The 25,250-nt window shown below is 65.5% G+C and carries 22 protein-coding genes; 14 read left to right on the forward strand and 8 right to left on the reverse strand.

Going from position 1 to position 25,250, the window contains the following annotated elements:
* Nucleotides 1-268: 268 nt before the first annotated feature.
* The 4 genes from hppD to maiA all read left to right on the forward strand — a co-directional run bounded on the left by hppD (nt 269) and on the right by maiA (nt 4,437).
* Entirely contained in the window at nt 269-1,351 is a 1,083-nt protein-coding gene (hppD, locus tag N7607_RS21565) for a 4-hydroxyphenylpyruvate dioxygenase (RefSeq protein ID WP_279869267.1), read from the forward strand.
* Between the two features lie 154 nt (nt 1,352-1,505).
* A complete protein-coding gene (locus tag N7607_RS21570) occupies nt 1,506-2,648 on the forward strand; it encodes a homogentisate 1,2-dioxygenase (protein ID WP_279869268.1) in 1,143 nt (380 codons plus the stop codon).
* A 153-nt stretch (nt 2,649-2,801) separates the two neighbouring features.
* Entirely contained in the window at nt 2,802-3,785 is a 984-nt protein-coding gene (locus N7607_RS21575) for a fumarylacetoacetate hydrolase family protein (protein WP_279869270.1), read from the forward strand.
* Entirely contained in the window at nt 3,775-4,437 is a 663-nt protein-coding gene (gene maiA, locus N7607_RS21580) for a maleylacetoacetate isomerase (RefSeq protein WP_279869271.1), read from the forward strand. The genes N7607_RS21575 and maiA overlap by 11 nt, the downstream gene beginning before the upstream one ends.
* A 903-nt stretch (nt 4,438-5,340) precedes the next feature.
* On the opposite strand, the gene N7607_RS21585 is transcribed toward maiA, so the two are convergent.
* The 3 genes from N7607_RS21585 to N7607_RS21595 all read right to left on the reverse strand — a co-directional run bounded on the left by N7607_RS21585 (nt 5,341) and on the right by N7607_RS21595 (nt 7,088).
* On the reverse strand, nt 5,341-5,763 hold the full coding sequence (locus N7607_RS21585) for a hypothetical protein (RefSeq protein WP_279869273.1): 423 nt from the start codon (nt 5,761-5,763) through the stop codon (nt 5,341-5,343).
* 8 nt (nt 5,764-5,771) lie between these two features.
* Nucleotides 5,772-6,206, reverse strand: coding sequence for a hypothetical protein (locus N7607_RS21590; protein WP_279869274.1), 435 nt, complete (start codon nt 6,204-6,206; stop codon nt 5,772-5,774).
* Between the two features lie 414 nt (nt 6,207-6,620).
* Complete coding sequence (locus N7607_RS21595) at nt 6,621-7,088, reverse strand: Lrp/AsnC family transcriptional regulator (RefSeq protein WP_192397419.1); 468 nt, start codon at nt 7,086-7,088, stop codon at nt 6,621-6,623.
* Nucleotides 7,089-7,286: 198 nt separating this feature from the next.
* Here N7607_RS21595 and N7607_RS21600 point away from each other — a divergent pair, with 198 nt between their 5' ends.
* The 3 genes from N7607_RS21600 to N7607_RS21610 all read left to right on the forward strand — a co-directional run bounded on the left by N7607_RS21600 (nt 7,287) and on the right by N7607_RS21610 (nt 13,549).
* Complete coding sequence (locus N7607_RS21600; protein ID WP_279869276.1) at nt 7,287-10,754, forward strand: indolepyruvate ferredoxin oxidoreductase family protein; 3,468 nt, start codon at nt 7,287-7,289, stop codon at nt 10,752-10,754.
* A gap of 163 nt (nt 10,755-10,917) precedes the next feature.
* On the forward strand, nt 10,918-11,970 hold the full coding sequence (locus tag N7607_RS21605; RefSeq protein WP_279869277.1) for a Glu/Leu/Phe/Val dehydrogenase dimerization domain-containing protein: 1,053 nt from the start codon (nt 10,918-10,920) through the stop codon (nt 11,968-11,970).
* Between the two features lie 172 nt (nt 11,971-12,142).
* Nucleotides 12,143-13,549, forward strand: coding sequence for an amino acid permease (locus tag N7607_RS21610; protein WP_279869294.1), 1,407 nt, complete (start codon nt 12,143-12,145; stop codon nt 13,547-13,549).
* A gap of 175 nt (nt 13,550-13,724) precedes the next feature.
* Here the strand turns inward: N7607_RS21610 and N7607_RS21615 are convergent, their stop codons facing one another.
* Nucleotides 13,725-15,332, reverse strand: a complete 1,608-nt coding sequence (locus N7607_RS21615; RefSeq protein ID WP_279869278.1) for a methyl-accepting chemotaxis protein — start codon at nt 15,330-15,332, stop codon at nt 13,725-13,727.
* A gap of 61 nt (nt 15,333-15,393) precedes the next feature.
* A complete protein-coding gene (locus N7607_RS21620) occupies nt 15,394-16,437 on the reverse strand; it encodes a metal-dependent hydrolase (protein WP_279869279.1) in 1,044 nt (347 codons plus the stop codon).
* Nucleotides 16,438-16,574: 137 nt separating this feature from the next.
* Between N7607_RS21620 and edd the strand changes: the two genes are divergently transcribed.
* The 4 genes from edd to N7607_RS21640 all read left to right on the forward strand — a co-directional run bounded on the left by edd (nt 16,575) and on the right by N7607_RS21640 (nt 20,156).
* The gene (gene edd / locus N7607_RS21625; protein ID WP_279869280.1) at nt 16,575-18,398 is read left to right on the forward strand and encodes a phosphogluconate dehydratase; all 1,824 of its coding nucleotides are present in this window, start codon (nt 16,575-16,577) and stop codon (nt 18,396-18,398) included.
* Nucleotides 18,395-19,108, forward strand: a complete 714-nt coding sequence (pgl, locus tag N7607_RS21630) for a 6-phosphogluconolactonase (protein WP_279869282.1) — start codon at nt 18,395-18,397, stop codon at nt 19,106-19,108. The genes edd and pgl overlap by 4 nt, the downstream gene beginning before the upstream one ends.
* A gap of 192 nt (nt 19,109-19,300) precedes the next feature.
* Complete coding sequence (locus N7607_RS21635) at nt 19,301-19,723, forward strand: YciI family protein (RefSeq protein ID WP_279869283.1); 423 nt, start codon at nt 19,301-19,303, stop codon at nt 19,721-19,723.
* Between the two features lie 10 nt (nt 19,724-19,733).
* On the forward strand, nt 19,734-20,156 hold the full coding sequence (locus tag N7607_RS21640) for a VOC family protein (protein WP_279869284.1): 423 nt from the start codon (nt 19,734-19,736) through the stop codon (nt 20,154-20,156).
* A gap of 21 nt (nt 20,157-20,177) precedes the next feature.
* Here N7607_RS21640 and N7607_RS21645 read toward each other — a convergent pair whose 3' ends face one another.
* On the reverse strand, nt 20,178-21,146 hold the full coding sequence (locus tag N7607_RS21645) for a helix-turn-helix domain-containing protein (RefSeq protein ID WP_279869285.1): 969 nt from the start codon (nt 21,144-21,146) through the stop codon (nt 20,178-20,180).
* A 100-nt stretch (nt 21,147-21,246) separates the two neighbouring features.
* Here N7607_RS21645 and N7607_RS21650 point away from each other — a divergent pair, with 100 nt between their 5' ends.
* The 3 genes from N7607_RS21650 (at nt 21,247) to N7607_RS21660 (ending at nt 23,456) form a co-directional block, all read left to right on the forward strand.
* A complete protein-coding gene (locus N7607_RS21650) occupies nt 21,247-21,675 on the forward strand; it encodes a thioesterase family protein (protein ID WP_279869287.1) in 429 nt (142 codons plus the stop codon).
* 281 nt (nt 21,676-21,956) lie between these two features.
* Nucleotides 21,957-22,370: an alternative ribosome rescue aminoacyl-tRNA hydrolase ArfB gene (gene arfB, locus N7607_RS21655; protein ID WP_279869288.1), complete on the forward strand. Its 414-nt coding sequence runs from the start codon at nt 21,957-21,959 to the stop codon at nt 22,368-22,370.
* Between the two features lie 114 nt (nt 22,371-22,484).
* Nucleotides 22,485-23,456: a diguanylate cyclase gene (locus N7607_RS21660; protein ID WP_279869290.1), complete on the forward strand. Its 972-nt coding sequence runs from the start codon at nt 22,485-22,487 to the stop codon at nt 23,454-23,456.
* 192 nt (nt 23,457-23,648) lie between these two features.
* On the opposite strand, the gene phnE is transcribed toward N7607_RS21660, so the two are convergent.
* Together phnE and N7607_RS21670 are read right to left on the reverse strand one after the other, a co-directional pair.
* The gene (gene phnE, locus N7607_RS21665; protein ID WP_279869291.1) at nt 23,649-24,416 is read right to left on the reverse strand and encodes a phosphonate ABC transporter, permease protein PhnE; all 768 of its coding nucleotides are present in this window, start codon (nt 24,414-24,416) and stop codon (nt 23,649-23,651) included.
* A complete protein-coding gene (locus N7607_RS21670) occupies nt 24,413-25,240 on the reverse strand; it encodes an ABC transporter permease (protein ID WP_279869296.1) in 828 nt (275 codons plus the stop codon). Before N7607_RS21670 ends, phnE begins: the two co-directional genes overlap by 4 nt.
* Nucleotides 25,241-25,250: the final 10 nt, after the last annotated feature.

The raw sequence follows: 25,250 nt of genomic DNA on the forward strand, positions 1-25,250 counted from the left end.
AGAGCAGACTTAGCTATACGACTGCGGCTGTCGCACTGGCAAGCAGGCTGTCCAGCTTGTAAATAAATCGTGACGCCAGCGGCGGAGGACCCAGCGGACCACGGCGGCCTGTCGAGCTGTAAGGAAAATTTGCCAAATGCACTGGCGAGCGGCCTTCCCAGGCCCGGTCCACACGGCTTGTGCGGCGACCTGCCGCGGGCTGTCATGGGAATAACCCAAACCGCCGGCCTGACCGGTGGACGCCCCAACAATAACAACAGGAGGCCGGATGAACGCCGTGGCCAAGATCGATCAGCACAACCCCATCGGAACCGACGGTTTCGAGTTCGTCGAGTTCACCGCGCCGACGCCCGAAGGCATCGAACAGCTGCACCAGCTGTTCAGCGCCATGGGCTTCACCGAAACCGCCAGGCACCGCTCCAAGCAGGTCTGGCTGTTCCAGCAGAACGACATCAACTTCGTGCTCAACGGCAGCCCCACCGGACACGTCCGCGCCTTCGGCGAGAAGCACGGGCCGAGCGCCTGCGCCATGGCCTTCCGGGTGAAGAACGCGGCCCAGGCCGCCGCCTACGTGAAAGAGCAGGGCGCCACCCTGGTCGGCAGCCACGCCAACTTCGGCGAGCTGAACATTCCCTGCGTCGAGGGCATCGGCGGCTCGCTGCTGTATCTGGTCGACCGTTACGGCGACAGGACCATCTACGACGTCGACTTCGAGTACATCGAGGGCCGCAAGCCGAGCGACAACGCAGTCGGCCTGCAGCAGATCGACCACCTGACCCACAACGTCAAGCGCGGGCAGATGGATGTCTGGTCCGGCTTCTACGAGCGCATCGCCAACTTCCGCGAGATTCGCTACTTCGACATCGAGGGCAAGCTCACCGGCCTGTTCTCCCGCGCCATGACCGCGCCGTGCGGCAAGATCCGCATCCCGATCAACGAGTCGGCCGACGACAAGTCGCAGATCGAAGAATTCATCCGCGAGTACCACGGCGAGGGCATCCAGCACATCGCCATGAGCACCGACGATATCTACGAGACGGTGCGCAAGCTGCGCGCCAATGGCGTGGATTTCATGACCACCCCGGACACCTACTACGAGAAGGTCGACAGCCGCGTGGCCGGCCATGGCGAGCCCACCGCCACCCTGCGCGACCTGAACATCCTCATCGATGGTGCGCCCGGTGACGACGGCATCCTGCTGCAGATCTTCACCAACACCGTGATCGGCCCGATCTTCTTCGAGATCATCCAGCGCAAGGGCAACCAGGGCTTCGGCGAAGGCAACTTCAAGGCGCTGTTCGAATCCATCGAAGAGGACCAAGTTCGTCGTGGCGTGATCTCCGAGGAGTAGTCATGTACCGATTTTCTACTACGCTTGCCCTGGCGGTGTTGCCGCTTCGCTCAGGTTGTTCATTGACCGGCATGTCAACTGCGCACCTTCGCGAGGCGGCGCCTAGCCAGGCCTGCGCTCGCGACGAAACTCGATACATGACAGGAGCTCCGCGATGAGCCGCAAATGGATCAGCTTCCCCCTGCGCGAGGGCGAGCACTCGCGCCAGGCCCACTGCGACTTCCCCGAGGGCACCTATGAGCGGGAGATGGGCCGCGAGGGCTTCTTCGGCCCGGTGACCCACCTGCACCACAAGCACCCGCCCACCGGCTGGATCGATTGGCAAGGGCCGCTGCGTCCGCACGCGTTCAACTTCAACAAGATATCCAGCGAGTGTGCTTGCCCGCTGGAGGCGCCACTGACCCTGCATAACGCCGATGTGAAGCTGCGCGTGTGGAAGACCCACGGCGCCATGCGCCACCTGGTGCGCAACAGCGACGGCGACGAGCTGCTGTTCGTGCACGACGGCGCCGGGCATTTCTACTGCGACTTCGGCCACCTGGAATACCGCGACGGCGACTACCTGCTGATCCCGCGTGGTACCGCCTGGCGCATCGAGCCGACGGCGCCCAGCCACTTCCTGCTGATCGAGAACACGGACGGCGCCTACCAGCTGCCGGACAAGGGCCTGCTCGGTCCGCAGGCGATCTTCGACCCGGCGGTGCTCGAACATCCGCACATCGACGACGCCTTCAAGGCCCAGCAGGACGAGCAGACCTGGCAGATCCGCATCAAGCGGCGCAACCAGATCAGCACCGTCACCTATCCGTTCAACCCACTGGATGCGGTGGGCTGGCATGGCGACAACACCGTGGTGCGCCTCAACTGGCGCGACATCCGCCCGCTGATGAGCCACCGCTACCACCTGCCGCCCTCGGCCCACACCACCTTCGTCGCCAACGGCTTCGTGGTCTGCACCTTCACCCCGCGCCCGGTCGAGTCCGATCCAGGTGCGCTGAAAGTGCCGTTCTTCCACAACAACGACGACTACGACGAGGTGCTGTTCTATCACCGTGGCAACTTCTTCAGCCGCGACAACATCGAGGCCGGCATGGTCACGCTGCACCCCTGCGGCTTCCCCCACGGCCCGCACCCCAAGGCGCTGAAGAAGGCCCAGGAAGACCCGGCCACCTTCGCCGAGGAAGTGGCGGTGATGATCGACACCCGCCGCGCGCTGGAGGTGGCCGAGGCCGCCGCCGCCGTGGACGTGCCCGAATACGTGAACTCCTGGCGTGCGCCTGGCACTTACTTGAAGTGACATAGAACTACTCCCTCTCCCTCCGGGAGAGGGTTGGGGTGAGGGGCCAGCAGGCTGCTCGGTGCAGTCTGGGACTCCCTCATCCTACGCGGCCCGCCCCGGCCCCTCTCGCAAAGGGCGAGGGGGGAACAGCTCAATGCATAGGAACAACCCATGAAACTCGCATCACTCAACCAAGGCCGAGACGGCGAACTGGTCGTAGTCTCCCGCGACCTGGCCCGCGCCGTGAAGGTGCCGCAGATCGCCGCCACCCTGCAGGCCGCGCTGGACGACTGGGAGGTCAAGCGCCCGCTGCTGGAGTCGGTATACCAGCGCCTCAACGATGGCCTGATCGACGAGTCTTTCGTCTTCGACCAGGCCGACTGCCACAGCCCATTGCCACGTGCCTACCACTGGGCCGACGGCAGCGCCTACGTCAACCATGTCGAGCTGGTGCGCAAGGCCCGTGGCGCGGAGATGCCGGAATCCTTCTGGCACGACCCGCTGATGTACCAGGGCGGCGCCGACAGCTTCATCCCGCCGCACGCAGCGATCCAGATGGCCGACGAGGCCTGGGGCATCGACCTGGAAGCCGAGATCGCGGTGATCACCGACGACGTACCCATGGGCGCCACGCCAGCCCAGGCGGCCGAGCATATCCAGCTGCTGATGCTGGTCAACGACGTGTCGCTGCGCAACCTGATCCCCGGCGAGCTGGCCAAGGGCTTCGGTTTCTACCAGAGCAAGCCGTCGTCGAGTTTCTCGCCGGTGGCGGTGACTCCCGACGAACTGGGCGAATCCTGGAAGGACGGCAAGGTGCACCGGCCGCTGGTGTCGCATATCAACGGCGCACTGTTCGGCCAGCCCCATGCCGGCACCGACATGACCTTCAACTTCCCGATCCTGGTCGCTCACGCCGCCAAGACCCGCCCGCTGGGCGCCGGCACCATCATCGGCTCCGGCACTGTGTCCAACTACGACCGCAGCGCCGGCTCGAGCTGCCTGGCCGAGAAACGCATGCTGGAAATCATCGAACAGGGCGAGGCGAAGACGCCGTTCCTCAAGTTTGGCGACCGGGTGCGCATCGAGATGTTCGACGCCGCCGGCCAGAGCATCTTCGGCGCCATCGACCAGGCGGTGGAGCGTTATGAGCAGTGAGCTGACGCTCTACGGCTATTGGCGCTCCAGCGCCGCCTACCGGGTACGCATCGCGCTGAACCTCAAGGGCCTGGCCTACCGCCAGGAGTCGGTGCATCTGGTCAAGGATGGCGGCCAACAGCACAGTGCCGAGTACCAGGCGCTGAACCCACAGGAACTGGTGCCGCTGCTGGTGGATGATGCCAACGGTGGTGCGCGCATTGCCCAGTCGCTGGCGATCCTCGAATACCTGGACGAGGTCTTTCCTGTGCCGGCGCTGCTGCCGGCCGATCCGGTGCATCGTGCCCAGGTGCGCGCCCTGGCGCTGCATATCGCCTGCGATGTCCATCCGCTAAATAACCTGCGGGTGCTGCAGTACCTGAGCGCCGAGCTGGGTGTCGGCGACGAGGCGAAGAATGCCTGGTATCGGCATTGGGTGGAGAAGGGGCTGGCGGCGGTGGAGCAGGGTTTGGGTGGGCTCAAGGGTGGCCTGTCGCTGGGCAACCGGCCGGGCTATCTGGAGGCCTGCGTGATTCCGCAGTTGTATAACGCGCGGCGCTTCGCCTGTTCGCTGGATGCTTTCCCGCGTCTGCTGGAGATGGAGGGGCGTTGCCAAGTGTTGGACGCCTTCAAGGCCGCCGCGCCCGAGGCCCAGCCAGACGCAGTGCTTTAGCTCCCTCTCCCTCTGGGAGAGGGTTGGGGTGAGGGGCCCGAGTCGCACAGGGTGATCGTTCCCATGCTCCTGATGCTCCAGTCTGCCGCTTGTAGCTGGTGTAGTTAGATGTGCGCGCCGCTGCTCATTTCCGCGTTGGTTTCGGCATCAGTTCCGCCCTGCTGGGCGGGTCCCTTTTGGCAGTCGCCCCAAAAGGAACCAAAAGGTCTCGCCCCCGCCATCCGGGTCTCGCTGCGCTCGACTTCCCTCACTCCATCATTGCTCCAGGGGCCCGCCGCGAAGGGCCATCCCTGGCCCATCGCGGCTCTCGCGACATCCATGCCGCTCAACCCCTTACGCAACGATTCCGTTCGGCCTCCTGAAGGGGGCGGGGAGTTGCCTGCGGGTGCGGTGCTGCTTTTGTAGGATGTTACTCGCCCGAAGGGCAGTACACCGTTCCGGTGTGGTGGGCTGCCTGCGGCGAGACCACCCTACGAAAGCGAGTCCGCAAGGGGCGGAAAGAACTATCAAGCAACTCGGAGCCCGAGTCCCCGTCAGGAGGCCGAGTGGAGGTGTTGCGCAGGGGGACGAGCCGCATGGATGCGGCGAGAGGCTTAAAGGGCCAGGGATGGCCCTTGTAAGCCGGCCCCCGGAGCAGCACCGGAAGGAGGGAACCGCGCCGCAGGCGGGGCCGGATGCCGGGGTGGCCTTCTCTTTGGTTACTTTCTCTTGGCCAGACAAGAGAAAGTGACTCGCCGTAAGGGCGAAAAGAGAGGATTCGTTCAGCGCAATGGTTTGATTTATGCCTTTTCCCCCAAGGCTACGATTTCGAGTGTCTGGCTCTTGGTTTGTGCACGCAAGGGAAGTGGCTTCTATAAGGGCGAAGTGCGCATTTGCTCTGAAAGATATAAAAATTTCCGCTCTTCAATTGTTCATTCGCTTTTTAGATGAAGGTTTCTTCAGGTCACCTGTCTGTCCCATGGTCGAGTCTGCCCCTGAGGTCAGGTTTCTAAGGATGGCCAACTGTGTCTGCTTTATGGCGGTGTTAAATTCCTGCATGACCTCGGGGTCGGGGTTCTCTTTCTTTGAATATTCGTCATATTCAAAAGAAAGATCCTTGTGTTGGCTTTTTAAGTTTCTTCGCTCCCACTTTCTCTTTCCCGAGGCAAATAAAATGACAAAGACATTGTTAGCTGCTAGGGCGACAAAAGTCATCGAATATAACAAGAGTTGCTTGGCATCGCTCCCGTCAGGTAGTTTTTGTATGAAATATAAGAATGCTGCGCCGACGAAGCCCGCAGATGCGTCAGCAAGAGATAAGACCTTATCTTCCTTTTCTTTGGTCATATATTGGCCTATACAACGTCAGGGAATTTTGCGCTTGCCGAAATATAGGCATTATCTAGGGTTTTGACGGCAGTGTGCGCGCAGCGAATAAAGTCGGACTCATTTACAAACATCAGGTCGCATGCAAATTGGATGCTGTCGTCGCCATCGGAGTCAGTTTCAAAATGACACTTCACATATCTATAGCTTGAATTTATAAACTGAGCTAGTTCGTATCTGGCTGAGGTTTCTTTGTTTTTGCTTGGGTCAATTGCTGCGCCTAACCCAAAAGATAAATATTCCGGTAGATCTGGCTGGAAGTTCAAGCTGTAAGCGTAACTTATTAGTTTGAACATGATTACGCCCTCCCAGACATGGATTAGTTCAAATCCGGCTGCCTTGAGAAGTGCTTCGTATTTGGCTGTAAGCCGCTCATTGGTTGCAACTGGTTTCTCTGTATCCATACAAGCTCCAAAGGAATTGAGAATTCTGTATTGTTATAGGTTGGTGAGAGATAAAGCTTTGACGTTTATAGTTGTTAGCTTGATCGGTCCGCTTCGCCGGGCTCGCAATGCATGAGTGATATATGGCCCATTTTAAGAGTGCCTTCGTAAGGGGGGCTTGAGTTGCTAGTCAATCTCGACGAGTTTCATAAAGATTTTTCATGTAGTCCCGGAAGGTGGCTAATATTCTGAGGTTGGAGGAGTTGCTGTCGTAGTACATGTCACTCGTCTTTCCAGTCGACCTGTTCGTGTGCTGTTATGAGTTCAGTGCCAATATATTTCGCTTATTATCGATGCAGCTTCTTGCGGTATTGCTGATTACAAAACAATAAATGCCAATGTCCCGAACGCCTTGTGATCCTAAATAGTATACGATCAATCCAACGGCAACTCCGTAGTCCGCTTCACCTCACTCATCGCAATATGCGAGTGCGCCTCGTGCACATGCGGGCGTTGCAGCAGGTGGTCACGCAGGAAACGCTCGTAGTCGGCGATGTCCTTGGCCACCACCTTGAGCAGGTAGTCCGAGCCGCCGGCCATGGTGTGGCACTCCAGCACTTGGGGATAGCCGACCACCGCCTGCTCGAACTCCTCCAGGTTGCTGCGGCCATGGGCCGAGAGCTTGATGTCGACGAACACGGTGATGCCCAGGCCGAGCTTCTTCGGGTTGAGCAGGGCGACCTTGCGTTCGATCAGCCCTTCTTCCTGCATACGGTGGATGCGGCGCCAGCAGGGTGATTGCGACAGTTCCACCTTCTCGGCGATCTCGGCGGCGGAGAGGTCGGCGTTGTGCTGCAGCAGGCGCAGAATGCGCCGGTCGATGGGGCTCAGATTTTCCTGCATGATTTTTTCTCTTTATTGGTCATGGCGGGATAAGTCATGCGCAGTATCCCGCTGGAAGCCCGAAAAAAGAAAGAAAAAGCCAAAACCACTCGGTCATAGTCTTGGTCATACGACCCGCTGCGGTGATCCCGCGGCAGGGTTAATCGGCGACCTCCAAGAAAGGTCGCGTCGCTCACACAAGAATAAAAGGAGCGCACCATGTCTCTGGCCGAAATCCGCCTGGACGACAAGTACCGTGTAGCCACAGGTCAGCTGTACCTCACCGGCACCCAGGCCCTGACCCGCCTGCCGATGCTGCAGAAGCAGCGCGATACCGCCTTCGGTCTCAATACCGCCTGCTTCATTTCCGGGTACCGGGGTTCACCCCTGGGCAACCTGGACAAGAGCCTGTGGGAGGCCAAGCAGTTCCTCCAGGAAAACCACATCCACTTCCAGCCCGGCGTCAACGAAGAGCTGGGCGCCACCGCCGTGTGGGGCAGCCAGCAGGCCAACCTGTTCCCCGGCGCGCGCTACGACGGCGTGTTCGCCATGTGGTACGGCAAGGGCCCGGGCGTGGACCGTTGCGGCGACGTGTTCAAGCACGGCAACTCGGCCGGTGTAGCGGAGAAGGGCGGCGTGCTGGTGCTGGCCGGCGACGACCATGGCTGCAAGTCCTCGACCATCGCGCACCAGAGCGAGCATGCCTTTATTGCCGCGTCGATGCCGGTACTGAACCCGGCCAACGTCCAGGAAATTCTCGACTACGGCATCATCGGTTGGGAGCTGTCGCGCTACAGCGGCTGCTGGGTGGCGCTGAAGACCATCGCCGAGAACGTCGATTCTTCGGCCGTGGTGGAAGTCGACCCGCTGCGTGTGCAGATCAAACTGCCGACCGACTTCCAGCTGCCGGAAGACGGCGTGCACATCCGCTGGCCGGACCCGCCCCTGGCCCAGGAAAAGCGCCTCAACCAGTACAAGATCTACGCCGCCCGGGCCTTCGCCCTGGCCAACAACCTGGACCAGATCAAGCTCGACTCGCCCAACCCGCGCCTGGGCATCATCACCACCGGCAAGTCCTACCTGGACGTGCGCCAGGCGCTGAACGACCTGGGCCTGGACGACGAGCTGTGCGCCAAGGTCGGCCTGCGAGTGCTGAAGATCGGCATGAGCTGGCCGCTGGAGCCGGTATCCGTGCACAACTTCGCCGAAGGCCTGGACGAGATCCTGGTGGTGGAAGAGAAGCGCAGCATCATCGAGGACCAGCTCACTGGCCAGCTGTACAACTGGCCGGTCGGCAAGCGCCCGCGGGTTGTCGGCGAGTTCGACGAGGAGGGCAACTCGCTGCTGCCGAACCTGGCCGAGCTGACCCCGGCGATGATCGCCCGGGTGATCGCCAAGCGCCTGGCGCCGATCTACACCAGCGCCACCATCGACGAGCGCCTGGCCTTCCTCGCGGCGAAAGAAGCCGCGCTGGCCGCGCCCAAGCACGACACCAAGCGCACCCCGCACTTCTGCTCCGGCTGCCCGCACAACAGTTCCACCCAGCTGCCGGAAGGTAGCCGCGCTCTCGGTGGCATCGGCTGTCACTACATGACCCAATGGATGGATCGGCGCACCGACACCTTCACCCAGATGGGCGGCGAGGGCGCCACCTGGATCGGCCAGGCGCCGTTCACCGAAACCAAGCACGTGTTCCAGAACCTCGGCGACGGCACCTACTTCCACTCCGGCCAGCTGGCTCTGCGCGCCGCCGTGGCCTCCGGGGTGAACATCACCTACAAGATCCTCTACAACGACGCGGTGGCCATGACCGGTGGCCAGCCGATCGACGGCGAGCTGCGCATCGACCAGCTCAGCCAGCAGGTGTTCGCCGAGGGCGTGAAGCGCATCGCCCTGGTCAGCGACGAGCCGGACAAGTACCCGACCCGCGCTACCTTCGCGCCCATCGTCACCTTCCACCATCGCCGTGAACTGGACGCCGTGCAGCGTGAGCTGCGCGAGGTCAAGGGCACCTCGGTGATCCTCTACGACCAGACCTGCGCCACCGAGAAGCGCCGTCGCCGTAAGCGCGGCAAGCTGGTCGACCCGCAGAAGCGTGCCTTCATCAACCCGGCCGTGTGCGAGGGTTGCGGCGACTGCAGCGTGAAGTCCAACTGCCTCTCCGTGCTGCCGCTGGAGACCGAGCTGGGGCGCAAGCGCGAGATCGACCAAAACGCCTGCAACAAGGACTTCTCCTGCGTCGAGGGCTTCTGCCCGAGCTTCGTCACCGTGCATGGTGGTGGCCTGCGCAAGCCCGAGGCGGTCGGCGCCAAAGCGTTGTTCGTGGCTCTGCCGGAGCCGCGCCAGCCGAGTCTCGACCGGCCCTGGAACATCCTCCTGCCGGGTGTCGGCGGTAGCGGCGTGACCACAGTCGGCGCATTGCTGGGCATGGCCGCGCACCTGGAAGGCAAGGGCTGCACCGTGCTCGACCAGGCGGGTCTGGCGCAGAAGTTCGGCCCGGTGATCAGCCATATCCGCATCGCCGCGAAGCAGGACGATATCTACGCCGTGCGCATCGCCGCCGGCGAGACCGACCTGCTGCTGGCCTGCGACCTGGTGGTGGCAGCCGGTGAGGAATCCCTGGCCAAGCTCAACGACAAGATCGCCCACGCCGTGGTCAACAGCCACGAGGCGGCCACCGCCGAGTTCACCCGCAATCCGGACGCCCAGGTGCCCGGCGCGGCCATGCGCGAGGCGCTGGTGGAGGCGGTAGGCGAGAGCAAGACCCACTTCATCGACGCCACCCGCCTGGCCACCGCGCTGCTCGGCGATACCATCGCCAGCAACCTGTTTATGCTCGGTTACGCGTACCAGAAAGGCCTGGTGCCGGTGTCCGCCGAGGCTATCGACAAGGCCATCGAGCTCAATGGCGTGTCGATCAAGCTCAACCAGCAGGCCTTCCTCTGGGGCCGCCGCGCCGCCCATGACCCGGCCGCCGTTGAGCAGTTGGCCAAGCCGAAGAACCCCGAGGCGCCGCGTTGCGAAACCTTCGACGAGATCGTCGCCGACCGCATGGCCCGTCTCACCGCCTACCAGGACGCCGCCTACGCCCAGCGCTACCTGGAACTGGTGACCCGCGTGCGCCAGGCCGACAGCGGCGCCGACCAGGCCCTGAGCCGCGCGGTGGCGCGGTACTACTTCAAGCTGCTGGCCTACAAGGACGAGTACGAAGTGGCGCGGCTGTACAGCGAGCCGGCCTTCCGCCAGCGCCTTGAGGCCCAGTTCGAGGGCGACTATCGCCTGCACTTCCACCTGGCACCGAGCTGGCTGGCCAAACCCGACCCGCGCACCGGCGCGCCGATCAAGCGCGAGTTCGGCCCGTGGATGCTCAAGGTGTTTGGCGTGCTGGCGCGCTTCAAGTTCCTCCGCGGCAGCCTGTTCGACCCCTTCGGCCACAGCGCCGAGCGCAAGGTCGAGCGCGAGCTGATCGGCGAGTACGAGGAGCTGGTCGAGCTGCTGCTCAAGGAGCAACGCCCGGACAACTACCGCACCGCGGTGGCCCTGGCCGAGCTGCCGGAGCAGATCCGCGGCTACGGCCACGTCAAGGAACACTCCCTGGCCAAGGTCCGCGAGCAGGCCGAGCAGCTCAAGGCCCGCCTGCTGGTCAGCGAGATCTCCGCCGTGCAGCTGTTCTCGCCGGCCGCCTAACCGACTCGCTGAGGTTCCCCTCTCCCTCCGGGAGAGGGACTAGGGGTGAGGGGCTCCCAGGCGCCTGGGAATCCCTCATCCGGCCTTCGGCCACCTTCTCCCGGAGGGAGAAGGGTGTTCGTGACCACTCAACATTCCATTTCAACAAGAACAGAGAACTCCCATGCCTGTCTTCACCCATATCGATTTCGACCACCACGAGCAGGTGGTCTTCGGCCACGACCAGGCCAGCGGCCTCAAGGCCATCATCGCCGTGCACGACACCACCCTCGGCCCGGCCTTGGGCGGTTGCCGCATGTGGAACTACGCCAGCGACGACGAAGCCCTGCGCGACGTGCTGCGTCTGTCCCGCGGCATGACCTACAAATCGGCCCTGGCGCGCCTGCCGCTGGGCGGTGGCAAGGCGGTGATCATCGGCGACCCGCGCAGCGGCAAGAGCGAGGCACTGTTCCAGGCCATGGGCGACTTCGTCGACAGCCTCGGCGGACGCTATATCACCGCCGCCGACTCCGGCACCGGGGTGGCCGAGATGCAGATCATGGCCGAGCGTACCCGCCACGTGGCCGGCGCGGGCCAGCGCGAGGCCATCGGCGGCGGCACCCGTGATGGCGACCCGTCGCCGGCCACCGCCTATGGCGTGTTCGTCGGCATCCGCTCGGCGGTGCGCCATCGCCTCGGGCGTGACAATCTCAACGGCCTCAAGGTGGCCATCCAGGGCGTCGGCCAGGTCGGCTTCGGCCTGGCCAAGCACCTCAAGGATGCCGGCGCAGAACTGTGGGTGACCGACATTCACGAGGCCAACCAGCGCCGCGCCGTGGAGCAGCTGGGCGCCCGCGCCGTGGGCCAGCAGGAGATCTTCGGCCTCGACGTGGACGTGTTCGCCCCCTGCGCCCTGGGCGCGATCATGAACCCGCAAACCCTGGAAGCGCTGCGTGCGCCGATCATCGCCGGCGCCGCCAACAACCAGCTGGCCAGCGCCGAGCTGGCCGAGGAGCTGCGCCGTCGCGACTGCCTGTACGCGCCGGACTACGCGATCAACGCCGGCGGCATCATCGACGTGTGCTACGAGCGCACCGGCGGCAGCGCCGAGCAGCTGAAGGCGCATATCGAGGGCATCGAGGCTACCCTGGACGAGATCTTCCAGCGTTCCAAGGCTGAGGGTGCGACCACCACCGCGGTTGCCGATCGGATGGCCCAGGAGCGCCTGGGCCGCTAAGCGCAGCGCCTGCCGACGGCGCGCCATGCGGGTGTATACTCGCCGCGCCCCGGCGCCCAAGGCCTGCGGGCCACTGCCAATGGCCACGACCCCTGCCGCCGGACCACGAGCCCGGCGGCATACTTCGACAGACAGGTGATCCCATGCCTTGCCTTTCCCTGCGGAGCGTTCGCTGATGTCCGAACACCTGCACACCGGCCCGCTCAAGCGCGGCCTGAAGAATCGCCATATCCAGCTGATCGCCCTTGGCGGCGCCATCGGTACCGGCCTGTTCCTCGGCTCGGCCGGGGTGCTGCAGAGCGCTGGCCCGTCGATGATCCTGGGCTATGCGATAGGCGGTTTCATCGCCTTCCTGATCATGCGCCAGCTCGGCGAGATGATCGTCGAGGAGCCGGTCGCCGGCTCCTTCAGCCACTTCGCCCATAGCTACTGGGGCCCGTTCGCCGGCTTCCTGTCCGGTTGGAACTACTGGGTGCTCTATGTGCTGGTGGGCATGGCCGAGCTCACGGCCGTGGGCAAGTACGTGCAGTACTGGTACCCGGACATCCCCACCTGGGCCACGGCGGCCGCGTTCTTCGTGCTGATCAACCTGATCAACCTGGTCAACGTGAAGGCCTTCGGCGAGACCGAGTTCTGGTTCGCCATCATCAAGGTGGTGGCGATCATCGGCATGATCCTGCTTGGCGGCTACCTGCTGTTCAGCGGCGCCGGCGGCGAGCAGGCCAGCGTCAGCAACCTGTGGAGTCACGGCGGCTTCTTCCCCAACGGCGTGTCCGGGCTGGTGATGATGATGGCGATCATCATGTTCAGCTTCGGCGGCCTGGAGCTGGTGGGCATCACCGCCGCCGAGGCCGACCAGCCGAAGACGGTGATCCCCAAGGCGATCAACCAGGTGGTCTGGCGCATCCTGATCTTCTATATCGGCGCGCTGACCATCCTGCTCTCGCTGTATCCGTGGGACAGCCTGGTGCAGACCCTCACAGCCGGTGGCGACTCCTACGGCAGCAGTCCGTTCGTGCAGATCTTCTCGCTGATCGGCGAGGACACCGCCGCGCACATCCTCAACTTCGTGGTGCTGACCGCTGCGCTGTCGGTCTACAACAGTGGCGTGTACTGCAACAGCCGCATGCTCTACGGCCTGGCCGAACAGGGCGACGCACCGAAGGCGCTGATGAAGGTCAACGCCCGCGGCGTGCCGGTGCTGGCCATCGGCCTGTCGGCCCTGGTGACGCTGCTCTGCGTGCTGGTCAACTACCTGGCGCCGAAGAGCGCGCTGGAGCTGCTGATGTCGCTGGTGGTGGCGTCCCTGGTGATCAACTGGGCGATGATCAGCCTGGCCCACCTGAAGTTCCGCAAGGCCATGGTCGCCAAGGGCGTGCAGCCGAGCTTCAAGGCCTTCTGGTTCCCCTTCGCCAATTACCTGTGCCTGGCCTTCGTGTTGTTCATCCTCGGCGTGATGCTGATGATCCCGGGCATCAAGGTGTCGGTGTACGCCATCCCGTTCTGGCTGCTGTTCCTCTGGGCCTGCTACCGCATCAAGCTGGCGGCCGGTTCGGCGCCCGTCGCCACTCAAGGTTGATCCCGGCGGCATGAAAAAAGCCCGGCTTCGGCCGGGCTTTTTCTTGGTGGGCGTCTCCGCTCTGGAGCTGCGTAGGGCGGGTGAAACCCGCGTGCGGTGGCACAGGGGAACGCGGGTTTCACCCGCCCTACGGTCTATCCATCCACCGGGCAGTACCGATGTGGGTGATCCAACGTCAGGTCTGGAACTGCAACACCGAGTTCTGCATGCTGCGCGCCACGCTGTCCAGGCGCTGGGCGGCGGCGGCCAGTTCGCCCACCGTCTGGCTGTTCTGCTGCGACATGCGGGCGATCTGCTCGACCCGCTGGGCCACCTCGCTGGACGCCTTGCTCTGCTCGCCGATGGTGTGGGAAATCTCCTCCACCACCGAGGCCGCGCGTTGGGCGCCGCCACGGATCTCGCTGATCGACTCGCCGGCCTGGCGCGCCAGGTTGACCCCGTCGTTCACCCGCGTCACCCCGGCCTGCATGCTGTTCACCGCCTGCGCCGTGCTGTTGCGGATGCGCTCGATCATGCCGGTGATCTCCTGGGTCGACTGCGCCGTGCGCGCGGCCAGGTTGCGTACCTCGTCGGCCACCACGGCGAAGCCGCGCCCGGCCTCGCCGGCCCGCGCCGCCTCGATGGCGGCGTTGAGGGCGAGCAGGTTGGTCTGCTCGGCGATGCTGTTGATCACCTGGATGATCGAGTGGATCTCCTCGGATGACTGGCCCAGCGCGGTGATGGTGTCGGACGACTCGTTGACCGCCTCGGAGATACGGCTCATGCCGTCCACCACGCCGAGAATCACCTGGCCGCCGCTGCTGGCCAGCTGCTCGGACTGGGAGGAAATGTCCTGGGCGTTGCGCGCGTGGTCGGCGATCTGCGCGATGTTCTGGATCATCTGCTCCATGGCCGCGGCCATGCTGGTGGCGTTGTCCGACTCCTCGCGCGAGCTGTGCACGATGCTCTGCGAGGCGCCGCTCAGGTGCTGGGCGGTGCTCTGCAGCTGCTCGCTCTCGTGGCGGATGGTCTCGATCATCTGGCGCAGGTAGTTCTGCATGTCGGCCAGGGACTGCTGCAGCTGGCCGGCCTCGTCGTTGCTCTCGATCTGGATCGCGCTGCGCAGGTTGCCCTGGGCGATGGCGCGGGCCACGGCGATGGTCTTGCCCAGCGGGCGTAGCACGGTCTTCATCAGATGACTGGTGAGCAGGCCGAGCAGCAGGCACACCAGCAGGATGCCGGCGAGCATCAGCCAGGTGGCCTGGCTGATGGTGACGGCGCCGCCTTGGCGGATGTCTGCGGCGTTCTGTTCCAGCAGCTCGCTGAGGGTCTCGTTCTTCTCCTCCAGGTCCTCGAAACTGCGGGTGAACTCGGCCATCTTGGCGCGCGCGGCCTGCGGGTCGGCCAGGGCCTGATCGATGATGCTGTTGGCCTCGCGGATGTAGCTGACCAGGGCCGGCTCAAGGTCGGCGATGGCGGTGCGGATATCTTGGTTCAGCGGCAGCGAAGCGTTGTCCGCGAGCAGGCGCTGGAAGCGTTCGCTGTGTTCCGCGAGGTCGGCACGCACCTGATTGGCGGCGTCCGTGTCGCCGGGCTGGGCGACGAAGGCGGCGAGCACGTCGGCGCGCAGGGCGTCGTGCATCATGTCGCCCTCCAGATGATTGCGCAGGGCGCTGACACTGACCTCGCTGGCGGCTAGCACCTCGGCCAGGCGCATCTGCCCCCAGTAACCGACGCCGCCGAGCAGGGCGGCGGCGATCACGCTGATGGCGCCGCAGGCGATCATTTTCTGGCGGATGTTCATGCTGCTGTCTCCCGATGCCGGCTTTCCGTCAAGCCTAGCCCAGGGTCAGCAGAGGGTGAACTCAGGGTTTTCCTTGCAGGGCGTTGGCCCAGCTCAGTAGTTGCACCGGCTGGCGCGGGTCCCAGATGCGTTGCCAGAGCACCAGCATGTGCTCCGCCGAGCCGCGACTGAAGGGCAGCCGGTTGACCTCCGCCAGCGGCTGCCAGCGGCCGTCGCGGCGCTCGGCGAAGATGAAGCGGAACGGGTGGAACCCGGTCATGCCCAGGCGCAGGTCGGTGACGATCAGCTCGTTGCCGACCTGGTCGTAGCGCAGCACGCCGTGGGTGAACCACTCCAGCCGTTGATGCTGCGGCGAGTGGCGCAGCACCTCGGCCAGTTCGCTGCCGCGGGGGATGCGTTCCAGGCGCGGCGGCTGTTCGTCGAACCAACCGACCAGCGCCTCGTGGTAGTCGGCATCGTCCACCACGATCACCCGCCACAGCAGGCTGTTGAACGGCGTTGGCGTGCTGAACAGGGTGTCGGCCTGGATGCCGCGCTCGGCCAGCACCTGCTGCACGCGCTGTTCCGCCATCCACTTGCCGGCCAGGGTGCTGGCCAGGTAGACGCTGGACAGGCACAGCGCCGAGATCGCCAGCCACTGCGGCTTGTCACGCAGGCCACAGACCAGCCCGACGATCACCGCCACCAGCAGCGGCACGGTGTACAGCGGGTCGATGATGAAGATCGACGACCAGGCCACCGGCGGCGTCTGCAGCGGCCACAGCAGCTGGGTGCCGTAGCTGGTGAAGGCGTCCAGCAGCGGATGGGTGATCAGCGCCAGCCACACGGCGAGGAACAGCCGTCGCGTCGAATAGGCCGGGTTGGGCCGTAGCCAGCGGGCCAGGGCGGTGACCAGCACGGCGAGGACGCTCAGCACCAGCAGCGAGTGGCTGAAACCGCGGTGGTAGGTCATGTCGGCCACGGCGTCGCCGTAGTCGATGATCACGTCGAGGTCGGGCAGGGTGCCGAGCATGGCGCCGTAGAGCAGGGCGCGGCGGCCCTGCCAGCGACCGAGCAGGGCGCCCTGGATGCTGGCGCCGAGTACCGCCTGGGTGATCGAGTCCATGAGCCTTCTCGCAAGGAAAACCAGGCGGCTAACTTAGCGCCGGGCGCGGCGGGCGGCAGCCGGGAAATTCCGACGAAAGATTTCAACCGCGCGCGGGGTTACAGTGTCGGTATTGCAAAGCCCCGAGGAGCCTTCCCATGCACCCGCGCGTTCTCGAAGTCACCGAGCGCCTGATTGAGCGCAGCCGCGCTACCCGCCAGCGCTACCTGGCGATGATCGCCGCGGCCGCCGACCAGGGCCCGCAACGCGGCAAGCTGCAGTGCGCCAACTTCGCCCACGGCGTGGCCGGCTGCAGCGGCGCGGACAAGCAGACCCTGCGCCTGCCGGATGCGGCCAACGTGGCCATCGTCACCGCCTACAACGACATGCTCTCGGCGCACCAGCCCTACGAGGATTACCCGCAGCGGATCAAGGCCGCATTGCACGAGGTCGGTTCGGTCGGCCAGGTGGCCGGCGGGGTACCGGCCATGTGCGATGGCGTGACCCAGGGTGAGCCGGGCATGGAGATCGGCATCGCCAGCCGCGAGACCATCGCCATGAGTACCGCCGTGGCGCTGTCGCACAACATGTTCGACGCCGCGCTATGTCTGGGCGTGTGCGACAAGATCGTCCCCGGCCTGCTGATCGGCGCGCTGCGCTTCGGCCACCTGCCGATGCTGTTCGTGCCGGCCGGGCCGATGCCGTCGGGCCTGTCCAACAAGGAGAAGGCCGAGGTACGCGAGCGCTTCGCCGAGGGCAAGGCCAGCCGCGACGAACTGCTCGCCTCGGAGATGGCCGCCTACCACAGCCCCGGCACCTGCACCTTCTACGGCACCGCCAACACCAACCAGATGCTGATGGAGATCATGGGCCTGCACCTGCCGGGCGCCTCCTTCGTCAACCCCAACACGCCGCTGCGCGACGCGCTGACCCGCGAGGCGGCGCAGCAGGTGGTGCGCCTGACCCGCCAGGGCGGTCAATTCCTGCCGCTCGGCGAGATCATCGACGAACGCGCGCTGGTCAACTCGGTGGTGGCACTGCACGCCACTGGCGGCTCGACCAACCATACCTTGCACCTGCCGGCCATCGCCCAGGCCGCCGGCATCCAGCTGACCTGGCAGGACATGGCCGAGCTGTCCGAGGTGGTGCCGACCCTGGCCCACGTCTATCCCAACGGCAAGGCCGACATCAATCACTTCCACGCCGCCGGCGGCACAGCCGTGCTGATCCGCGAGCTGCTCGACGCCGGCCTGCTGCACGAGGATGTCGCCACCGTGGCCGGTCGCGGCCTGCGGCGCTATACGCAGGAGCCGTTCCTCGACGGCGAGCGCCTGGTCTGGCGCGAAGGGGCCACGGCCAGCCTGGATACCAGCATCCTGCGCCCGGTGGCGCAGCCGTTCTCCGTCGAGGGCGGCCTCAGCCTGCTGCAGGGCAACCTGGGGCGCGGGGTGATGAAGCTCTCTGCTGTGGCCCCGGAGCGCCATGTGATCGAGGCGCCGGCGCGGGTGTTCCACGACCAGCAGCAGCTGGCCGACGCCTTCCAGGCCGGCCAGCTGGATTGCGACTTCGTCGCCGTGGTGCGCTTCCAGGGCCCGCGCTGCAATGGCATGCCCGAGCTGCACAAGCTCACGCCGTTCCTCGGCGTGCTGCAGGATCGCGGGCACAAGGTGGCGCTGGTCACCGACGGGCGCATGTCCGGCGCATCCGGCAAGGTGCCGGCGGCCATCCATATCTGCCCCGAGGCCTTCGACGGCGGCCCGCTGGCCAAGGTGCGCGACGGCGACCGTATCCGCATCGACGGCCGTAGCGGCGAGCTGCAGGTGCTGGTCGACGCCGCCGAGTGGGAGGCCCGCGAACTGGCCGCGCCGCCACTGGCGGAAATCGGCTGCGGTCGCGAGCTGTTCGCCTTCATGCGCGCCGCCTTCAGCCCGGCGGAGCAGGGCGCCAGCGCCTTTACCGCCAGCCTGAGCGCCTTGCGGTGAGCCTGGCCTCGCTGCAGATGCCGCTCGGCGTGCCGGGCTACCAGTACGAGACGGCGGCGCAGATGGCCGAGGGCCTGGCACTGCGGGTGGCCGAGGCGTTGCGTACGGCGGTGAGTGAGCGGGGCCGGGCGCTGCTGGTGGTCTCCGGTGGGCGCAGTCCCATACCTTTCTTCGAATGCCTGGCGCGTCAGGAACTGCCCTGGAGCAAGGTCCAGGTCAGCCTGGCCGACGAGCGCTGGGTGCCGCCCAGCCATGCCGACAGCAACGAGGCGCTGGTACGCCGCCATCTGCTGCAGGGGCCGGCTGCCCAGGCGACCATGCTTGGCTTGTATCACCCGGCGCAGAGCCTGGATGAGGCCGCACGCCTGGCCGAGCAATCGGTGGCCGGTCTGCCTCCTATCGATGTGCTGGTGCTGGGCATGGGCGACGACGGCCACACCGCCTCGCTGTTTCCGCAGAGCCCTCTGCTGACCGAGGCATTGAGCGCGGATTGCTCATACGCCGTGCTACCGATGCAGGCGCCGGCTGCACCCCATGAGCGCCTGAGCCTGACCCTGCCAGCGTTGACTGGCGCACATCTGCAATTGTTGGCCATTCAGGGCGCGAGCAAGCTGGCTACGCTTGAGCTCGCCCTGCAGTCTGGTGCGGCGGAAGAATTGCCGATCCGCGCGTTGCTGCGCCCGCCGCTGCAGGTGCACTGGAGTCCGTAGCCCGGATGCAATCCGGGAAACAGGCCACTCCGCTCCGGATTGCATCCGGGCGACAGGCCCGCTGAAAAATTTTCAGCGAACTGTCGAATTGCCGGAATGCCGCTCGACTAGAGGACAGAACCCGCCGTGAGGGTTCGCGATCCAGCTAGGGGCGCCATGCCGGCGTTACCCACCAAGACGAGGAGAAGGACGATGCGTTTCATGGTGATAGTCAAGGCCACTGCCGATTCGGAAGCCGGTGTGATGCCCAGCGAGGAGCTGCTGGCGGCCATGGGCCAATACAACGAGGAACTGGTGGCGGCCGGGGTGATGAAGGCCGGCGAGGGCCTGCACCCGAGCAGCAAGGGCGTGCGCGTGCGCTTCTCCGGCGCCGACCGCAGCGTGATCGACGGCCCGTTCGCCGAGACCAAGGAGCTGATCGCCGGCTTCTGGCTGTGGGAAGTGGCTTCGCTGCAGGAGTGCATCGAGTGGGTCAAGCGTTGCCCCAATCCGATGCCGGGCGACAGCGAGATCGAGATTCGCCAGATCTTCTCGGCCGAGGACTTCGGCGAGGAATTCACCCCCGAGCTGCGTGAACAGGAAGACCGCCTGCGCGCCCGGATTGCCGCTCAATAAGGAGATCCAGATGAATATTCACGCCTACCTGATTTTTGACGGCCAGTGCGCCGATGCCTTCCGCTTCTACGCCGAAGTACTGGGCGGCGAGCTGCTGATCATGCCCTTCGAGGGCAGCCCGGCCTGCAATGATGTGGCCCCGGAGCATCTGGGCCGCACCATGCACGCCAGCCTCAACCGCGACGGCCAGTTACTGATGGGCTCGGACTGCATGCCGGGCGATGCCTACGACGGCGTCAAGGGCTGCCACATCTCGATCCAGGCCGATGACATGGCCCATGCCGATCGCCTGTACCGCGCGCTGTCGGCCCAGGGCTCGGTGCAGATGGAGCTGCAGAAGACCTTCTGGGCCGAGGGTTTCGCCATGCTCACCGACCGCTTCGGCGTGCCATGGATGATCAACTTCTCCGGCGACTGCCAGCCTCCGGCCTGAGTCGCGACAACGGCTGATCGCTCAGGCGCTGCGCTGCATCTTGCGCCGGTAGTCCTGGGGGATCAGCCCGGTGTGGCGGCGGAACACCTGGCGGAAGAAGGCCGCGTCGCTGTAGCCGACGCGGCCTGCAATACGCTCCACCGGCTCGCGGGAGCTGCGCAGCTCCTGCTTGGCCATCTCCACCCGGACCCGCTGCAGATACTGCGGCGCGGTTTCCCCCACCGCGGCCTGGAAGCGCCGCTTGAACTGGCGCTCGCTCAAATGGGCGAGCTCGGCCAGTTCGGCGTTGCCCAGGGCCTGCGCGTAGTGCACCTCGATATGCTCCTGCACCCTGCGGATGGCCGCGTCCTGATGCTGCTTGTGCAGGTCGAAGCGCTTGTACGGCAGTTGCGACGGGCGCTCGCCCTGCAGCACCAGGGCGCGGGCGGTCTGCTCGGCGCGTTCGAAGTCGCAGAAGTGCTCGATCAGGCGCAGGCACAGGTCCTGGTAGGCGTGGAAACCGCCGGAGCAGAACAGCCGCTCGCTGTGGGTCACCAGTTGTTCCGGTTGCAGCAGCACCTGCGGGAAGCGCCGGCGGAACAGCTCGACGAAGCCCCAGTGGGTGGTGGCCTCGCGGCCATCGAGCAGACCGGCTTCGGCCAGGGCGAAGGCGCCGGTGCAGATGCTCGCCAGCACCGCGCCGCGCTGGTACTGCTGGCGCAGGGCGGCGGACAGCGCGCTGTTGTCGGCGGCGGAGGGCGCCACATGCGCGGCGGAGAGCAGCACCAGCTGCCAGTCGCCATCATCGAGTGCGCCTTGCACGGCAATGGGTGGGCCGTTGAGGCTGCGCACGGGCGCACCGTCCAGGGACACCAGCGTTACCTCGAAGGTCGGCTCCGGGTTGCGGCGGCACAGGGCATTCCATAGCTGACCGGCCTGGCTGAGGATGTCCAGCGGGCCGAACACCGTGCTGGCCAGGGTGTTGTCCAGGCAGAGGATGGCGGTGCGCACCGCGGATGTCCCGTTTGCCCCGCTTGTATGTCCCATTTGTCCCTCACGCCTGCTTGCCGCGGTACCTAGCATGACCTCATCAACCATGAGGAGCGCCACCATGACCGCTTTTGATTTCCAGGTGACCTGGGCCGATCTGGATTCCAACGCCCATCTGAAGAATTCCCGCTACCTGGACTACGCCGCCCAGGCGCGCTTCCTGTTCCTGGCCGAGGCCGGCTTCACCCCGCAGGCCTTCGCCGAGGTGAAGATGGGCCCGGTGGTGTTCGAGGATCGCGTCGAGTATCGCAAGGAGCTGCGCCTGCTGCAGCACTTCAGCGTGGGCATGAAGGTCAGCGCGCTGACCGAGGACGGCGCCAAGTTCACCATGGTCAACGAGGTGCTCAATCCCAAGGGCGAGCTGTGTGCGCGGGTGGTGACCAGCGCCGCCTGGTTCAGCCTGGAGACGCGCAAGGTCACCGCGCCGCCGCCCGGGCTCAAGGCGGCCATGGAGGCGGCCGAGCGCACCGAGGATTTCCGCTGGCTTTAGGGCTCATTTCCTTCCGCTCCCTCACCCCAGCCCTCTCCCGGAGGGAGAGGGAGCAAGTCCTGTGTGGCGGTGGACTCCGTGCTCAAGTCCCGCCGCAATCAAACCCCCTCTCCCTTCGGGAGAGGGCTGGGGTGAGGGCGTGCTCAGTCCTATAGACATCATTATCGAGCCGCACGCTTACGAGACTGACGCCAGGAGGCGCTGTTCGACGAGAAGTCCGCGCGAGAGCGAGGGGCGCCGGGTTATCCTGAGCGCCCCTCAGCCGTTTCTGGCCCCTGTCCATGCTGGTGATTTCCAACAGCGTCCATCTGCCCGACGACGAAGTCGAGCTGACTGCCATTCGCGCGCAAGGCGCCGGCGGGCAGAACGTCAACAAGGTCTCCAGCGCCGTGCACCTGCGCTTCGACAGCCAGGCCTCGTCCTTGCCGCCGTTCTACAAGGAGCGCCTGCTGGAGCTGCGCGACAGCCGCATCACCGCGGATGGCATGGTGATCATCAAGGCCCAGCAATACCGCACCCAGGAGCAGAACCGTGCCGACGCCCTGGAGCGCCTGGCCGAGCTGATCCGCAATGCCGGCAAGACCGAGAAGGCGCGCCGCCCGACCAAACCCACCCTCGGCTCGAAGAAGCGTCGCCTGGAAGGCAAGAGCAAGCGCGGCGCGATCAAGGCCGGACGCGGCAAGGTGGATTTCTAGGCCGCACTTCGTCGGCGCTGCGGATAGCCAATTGCTACTGCGCGATTTGCCTGTGTATAAGCGAAGACATGGCGCCTGCGGCCGATCCGGCGCCGATCAACCGGGAGAGCGGCGGTGAGCGACACGAACCATGCGGTAACCGACAGCGCGGTCTACAAGACCCTGCTCGAGTCGACCAAGGCCATCCCCTGGAAGATCGACTGGAAGAGCATGACCTTCGCCTACATCGGCCCGCAGATCGAGCCGCTGCTGGGCTGGACCCAGCAGAGCTGGATCAGCGCCAACGACTGGGCCGAGCGCATTCACGAGGAAGACCGCGAGCGGGTAGTGAATTTCTGCATCGCCCAGTCGCAGAGCGGCATCGACCACGAGGCCGACTACCGCGCGCTGACCAAGGACGGCGACTACGTGTGGATTCGCGACGTGGTCCACGTGATGCGCGACGCCAACGGCGAGACCGAGGCGCTGGTTGGCTTCATGTTCGACATCAGCGAGCGCAAGAAGACCGAGGAACAGCTGCTGGCCCTGCAGAAGCAGCTGGAGGAGTACTCCTACAAGGACGGCCTGACCGGCATCAACAACCGGCGCATGTTCGACTCGATCCTCGACATCGAGTGGGGCAACGCCCAGCGCACGCGCCGGCCGCTGTCGCTGATCCTGCTGGATATCGACTTCTTCAAGCAGTTCAACGACCACTACGGGCATATCCGTGGCGACGACTGCCTCAAGCGCATCGGCCAGGCCCTGCAAGGTGCGGCGGCCCGCCCGCGTGACTGCGTGGCGCGCTTCGGTGGCGAGGAGTTCGTGCTGGTGCTGCCGGAGACCGACGGCGAGTCGGCGAAGAAGATCGCCGAGCGCTGCCGCAAGCTGGTGCGCAAGCAGCAGATTGCCCACGAGCAGTCCAACGTCGCGCAGCTGGTTACGGTCAGCCTAGGTGTCGGTACCATCGTCCCCGAGGTTCACGACACGCCGCTGGCCTTTATCGAGGCGGTGGACCGCCTGCTCTACCAGGCCAAGCTGCAGGGCCGCGACCGCCTGCTGCATGGGCATTGCGGTAGCGGCGAAGCGGACGCCTGCCAGGCCTGAGATTCGGTTGCTGACAGGCATCACTACCCACTTAGCCCGGATGCAATCCGGGAAGCAGGCGGCTCTGTCAGGCGTAGGACGAGTTAGCCACCGGGCTTTTGTCCCCTCTCCCGTTTACGGGAGAGGGTTAGGGAGAGGGAAAAATGCGAGCCCTCTCCCCCAGCCCCTCTCCCACAAGTGGGAGAGGGGAGTTTAAGCCCGCACCCAGCGCTGCCGCGTCCAGCCGCTCAAGGCATCCACGCCGAACACCAGCACCAGCATGGCCAGGATCACCGTGCTGGCCTGCGCCTCCTGGAACAGGCTGAGGCTGACGTAGAGCATCTGCCCCAGACCTCCGGCGCCGACGAAGCCGAGCACGCTGGCCATGCGGATATTGTTTTCCCAGCGGTACAGCGTGTAGGCCAGCAGCTGCGGCCACAGGTTGGGCAGGGTGCCGTAGCAGAAGGCGGCGACCTGGCTGCCGCCCTGCAGGCGGATCGCCTCGGCCGGCGCCGTGGGCGTGTTCTCCAGCGCTTCGGCAAACAGCCGGCCCAGCACGCCCGCCGTATGCAGCGCCAGGGCCAGGGTACCGGCGTTGGGACCGAGGCCGGCGGCCAGCACTATCAGTGCCGCCCACACCAGCTCGGGAATCGCCCGCAGGCCGTTGAGCAGCAGGCGCACCAGGCCCTGGGCGACACCACCGAAGCGGCCGGCCGCCGGCAACGCCAGGAGCAGGCCGAGCAGGGCGGCGAGCAGGGTGCCGAGGGCCGACACGGCCAGGGTCTCCAGCGCTCCCCGCCCGATGGCCAGCAGATGCCCGCCGCTGAGGTCCGGCTGCAGGAAGCGCGCGGCGTAATCGGCCATATGCCGCAGGTTGTCCGCCTGCCCCAGCGCGGCCAGGTTCAGACCCAGATAGGCGAAGGAGGCCACCACGGCGGCGAGGATCGCCAATAGCAGGGCGAGGTTGACCAGCCTGCTCATGCCAGCCTCCCACGCAGCACGCGGCTCAGCGCGTCGGCCAGCAGCACCAGAAGAAGGAAGGTCAGCAGCATGCTGGCCACCTCGCCGCCAGCGAACATGCGCAGCGACAGGTCGATCTGCTGGCCCAGGCCGCCGGCGCCGACGAAGCCCATCACCACCGAGGCGCGAATCGCGCATTCCCAGCGGTACACGGTGTAGGAGGTCAGCTCGGCGGCGGCATTCGGCAGCAGGCCATAGACGAAGGCGGTGAACCGGCTGCTGCCGCCCTGCAGCAGGGCGTGCATCGGGCGTTGGTCGACCGATTCGAGGATTTCCGCGTAGACCTTGCCGAGCATGCCGGCGTAGGTGATGGCGATAGCCAGCACCCCGGCAGTGGGGCCGAGGCCGACGGCGCGGACGAACAGCAGCGCCCAGACGATTTCCGGCACGCTGCGCAGGAAGATCAGCAGGCCGCGCACCGGCCAGCGCAGGGCCTGGCCTAGCGCATTCGGCCGCCCACCCCGCGAAGCCGCCGACAGCGACAGCGCGCGGCTGGCGGCCAGGCCGGCGGGAATCGCCACCAGCAGCGCCAGGGCCATGCCAGCGGTGGCGATGGCCAGGGTTTGCAGGGTGGCATCGAGCAGTAGCTGCAGGAAGTCCGGGGTGTGCGCTGGTGGCCAGAAGGCGGCGACGAAGCGGCCCATCTCGCTCTGGCTGTCGGCCTGCAGCAGCACGCCCGGGTTCAGCTCGGCGAGCTGGATGCCCGGCCACAGCAGGGCCACGGCCAGTACCGTCAGCAGCAGGCGGGGCAGGGCAGCGGGATCGCGGCGGTCCGCACTCAGCATGATGCGGTTC

Origin of the sequence: Pseudomonas sp. GD04019 (assembly GCF_029837695.1) — a bacterium.
GTDB lineage: Bacteria > Pseudomonadota > Gammaproteobacteria > Pseudomonadales > Pseudomonadaceae > Aquipseudomonas.

Excerpts from the sequence above, each read along its gene's own strand:
- hppD (WP_279869267.1), top strand. The coding sequence starts at position 269 with ATGAACGCCGTGGCCAAGATCGATCAGCACAACCCCATCGGAACCGAC.
- N7607_RS21570 (WP_279869268.1), top strand. The coding sequence starts at position 1,506 with ATGAGCCGCAAATGGATCAGCTTCCCCCTGCGCGAGGGCGAGCACTCG.
- N7607_RS21575 (WP_279869270.1), top strand. The coding sequence starts at position 2,802 with ATGAAACTCGCATCACTCAACCAAGGCCGAGACGGCGAACTGGTCGTA.
- maiA (WP_279869271.1), top strand. The coding sequence starts at position 3,775 with ATGAGCAGTGAGCTGACGCTCTACGGCTATTGGCGCTCCAGCGCCGCC.
- N7607_RS21585 (WP_279869273.1), bottom strand. The coding sequence starts at position 5,763 with ATGACCAAAGAAAAGGAAGATAAGGTCTTATCTCTTGCTGACGCATCT.
- N7607_RS21590 (WP_279869274.1), bottom strand. The coding sequence starts at position 6,206 with ATGGATACAGAGAAACCAGTTGCAACCAATGAGCGGCTTACAGCCAAA.
- N7607_RS21595 (WP_192397419.1), bottom strand. The coding sequence starts at position 7,088 with ATGCAGGAAAATCTGAGCCCCATCGACCGGCGCATTCTGCGCCTGCTG.
- N7607_RS21600 (WP_279869276.1), top strand. The coding sequence starts at position 7,287 with ATGTCTCTGGCCGAAATCCGCCTGGACGACAAGTACCGTGTAGCCACA.
- N7607_RS21605 (WP_279869277.1), top strand. The coding sequence starts at position 10,918 with ATGCCTGTCTTCACCCATATCGATTTCGACCACCACGAGCAGGTGGTC.
- N7607_RS21615 (WP_279869278.1), bottom strand. The coding sequence starts at position 15,332 with ATGAACATCCGCCAGAAAATGATCGCCTGCGGCGCCATCAGCGTGATC.
- N7607_RS21620 (WP_279869279.1), bottom strand. The coding sequence starts at position 16,437 with ATGGACTCGATCACCCAGGCGGTACTCGGCGCCAGCATCCAGGGCGCC.
- edd (WP_279869280.1), top strand. The coding sequence starts at position 16,575 with ATGCACCCGCGCGTTCTCGAAGTCACCGAGCGCCTGATTGAGCGCAGC.
- N7607_RS21635 (WP_279869283.1), top strand. The coding sequence starts at position 19,301 with ATGCGTTTCATGGTGATAGTCAAGGCCACTGCCGATTCGGAAGCCGGT.
- N7607_RS21640 (WP_279869284.1), top strand. The coding sequence starts at position 19,734 with ATGAATATTCACGCCTACCTGATTTTTGACGGCCAGTGCGCCGATGCC.
- N7607_RS21650 (WP_279869287.1), top strand. The coding sequence starts at position 21,247 with ATGACCGCTTTTGATTTCCAGGTGACCTGGGCCGATCTGGATTCCAAC.
- arfB (WP_279869288.1), top strand. The coding sequence starts at position 21,957 with ATGCTGGTGATTTCCAACAGCGTCCATCTGCCCGACGACGAAGTCGAG.
- phnE (WP_279869291.1), bottom strand. The coding sequence starts at position 24,416 with ATGAGCAGGCTGGTCAACCTCGCCCTGCTATTGGCGATCCTCGCCGCC.
- N7607_RS21670 (WP_279869296.1), bottom strand. The coding sequence starts at position 25,240 with ATGCTGAGTGCGGACCGCCGCGATCCCGCTGCCCTGCCCCGCCTGCTG.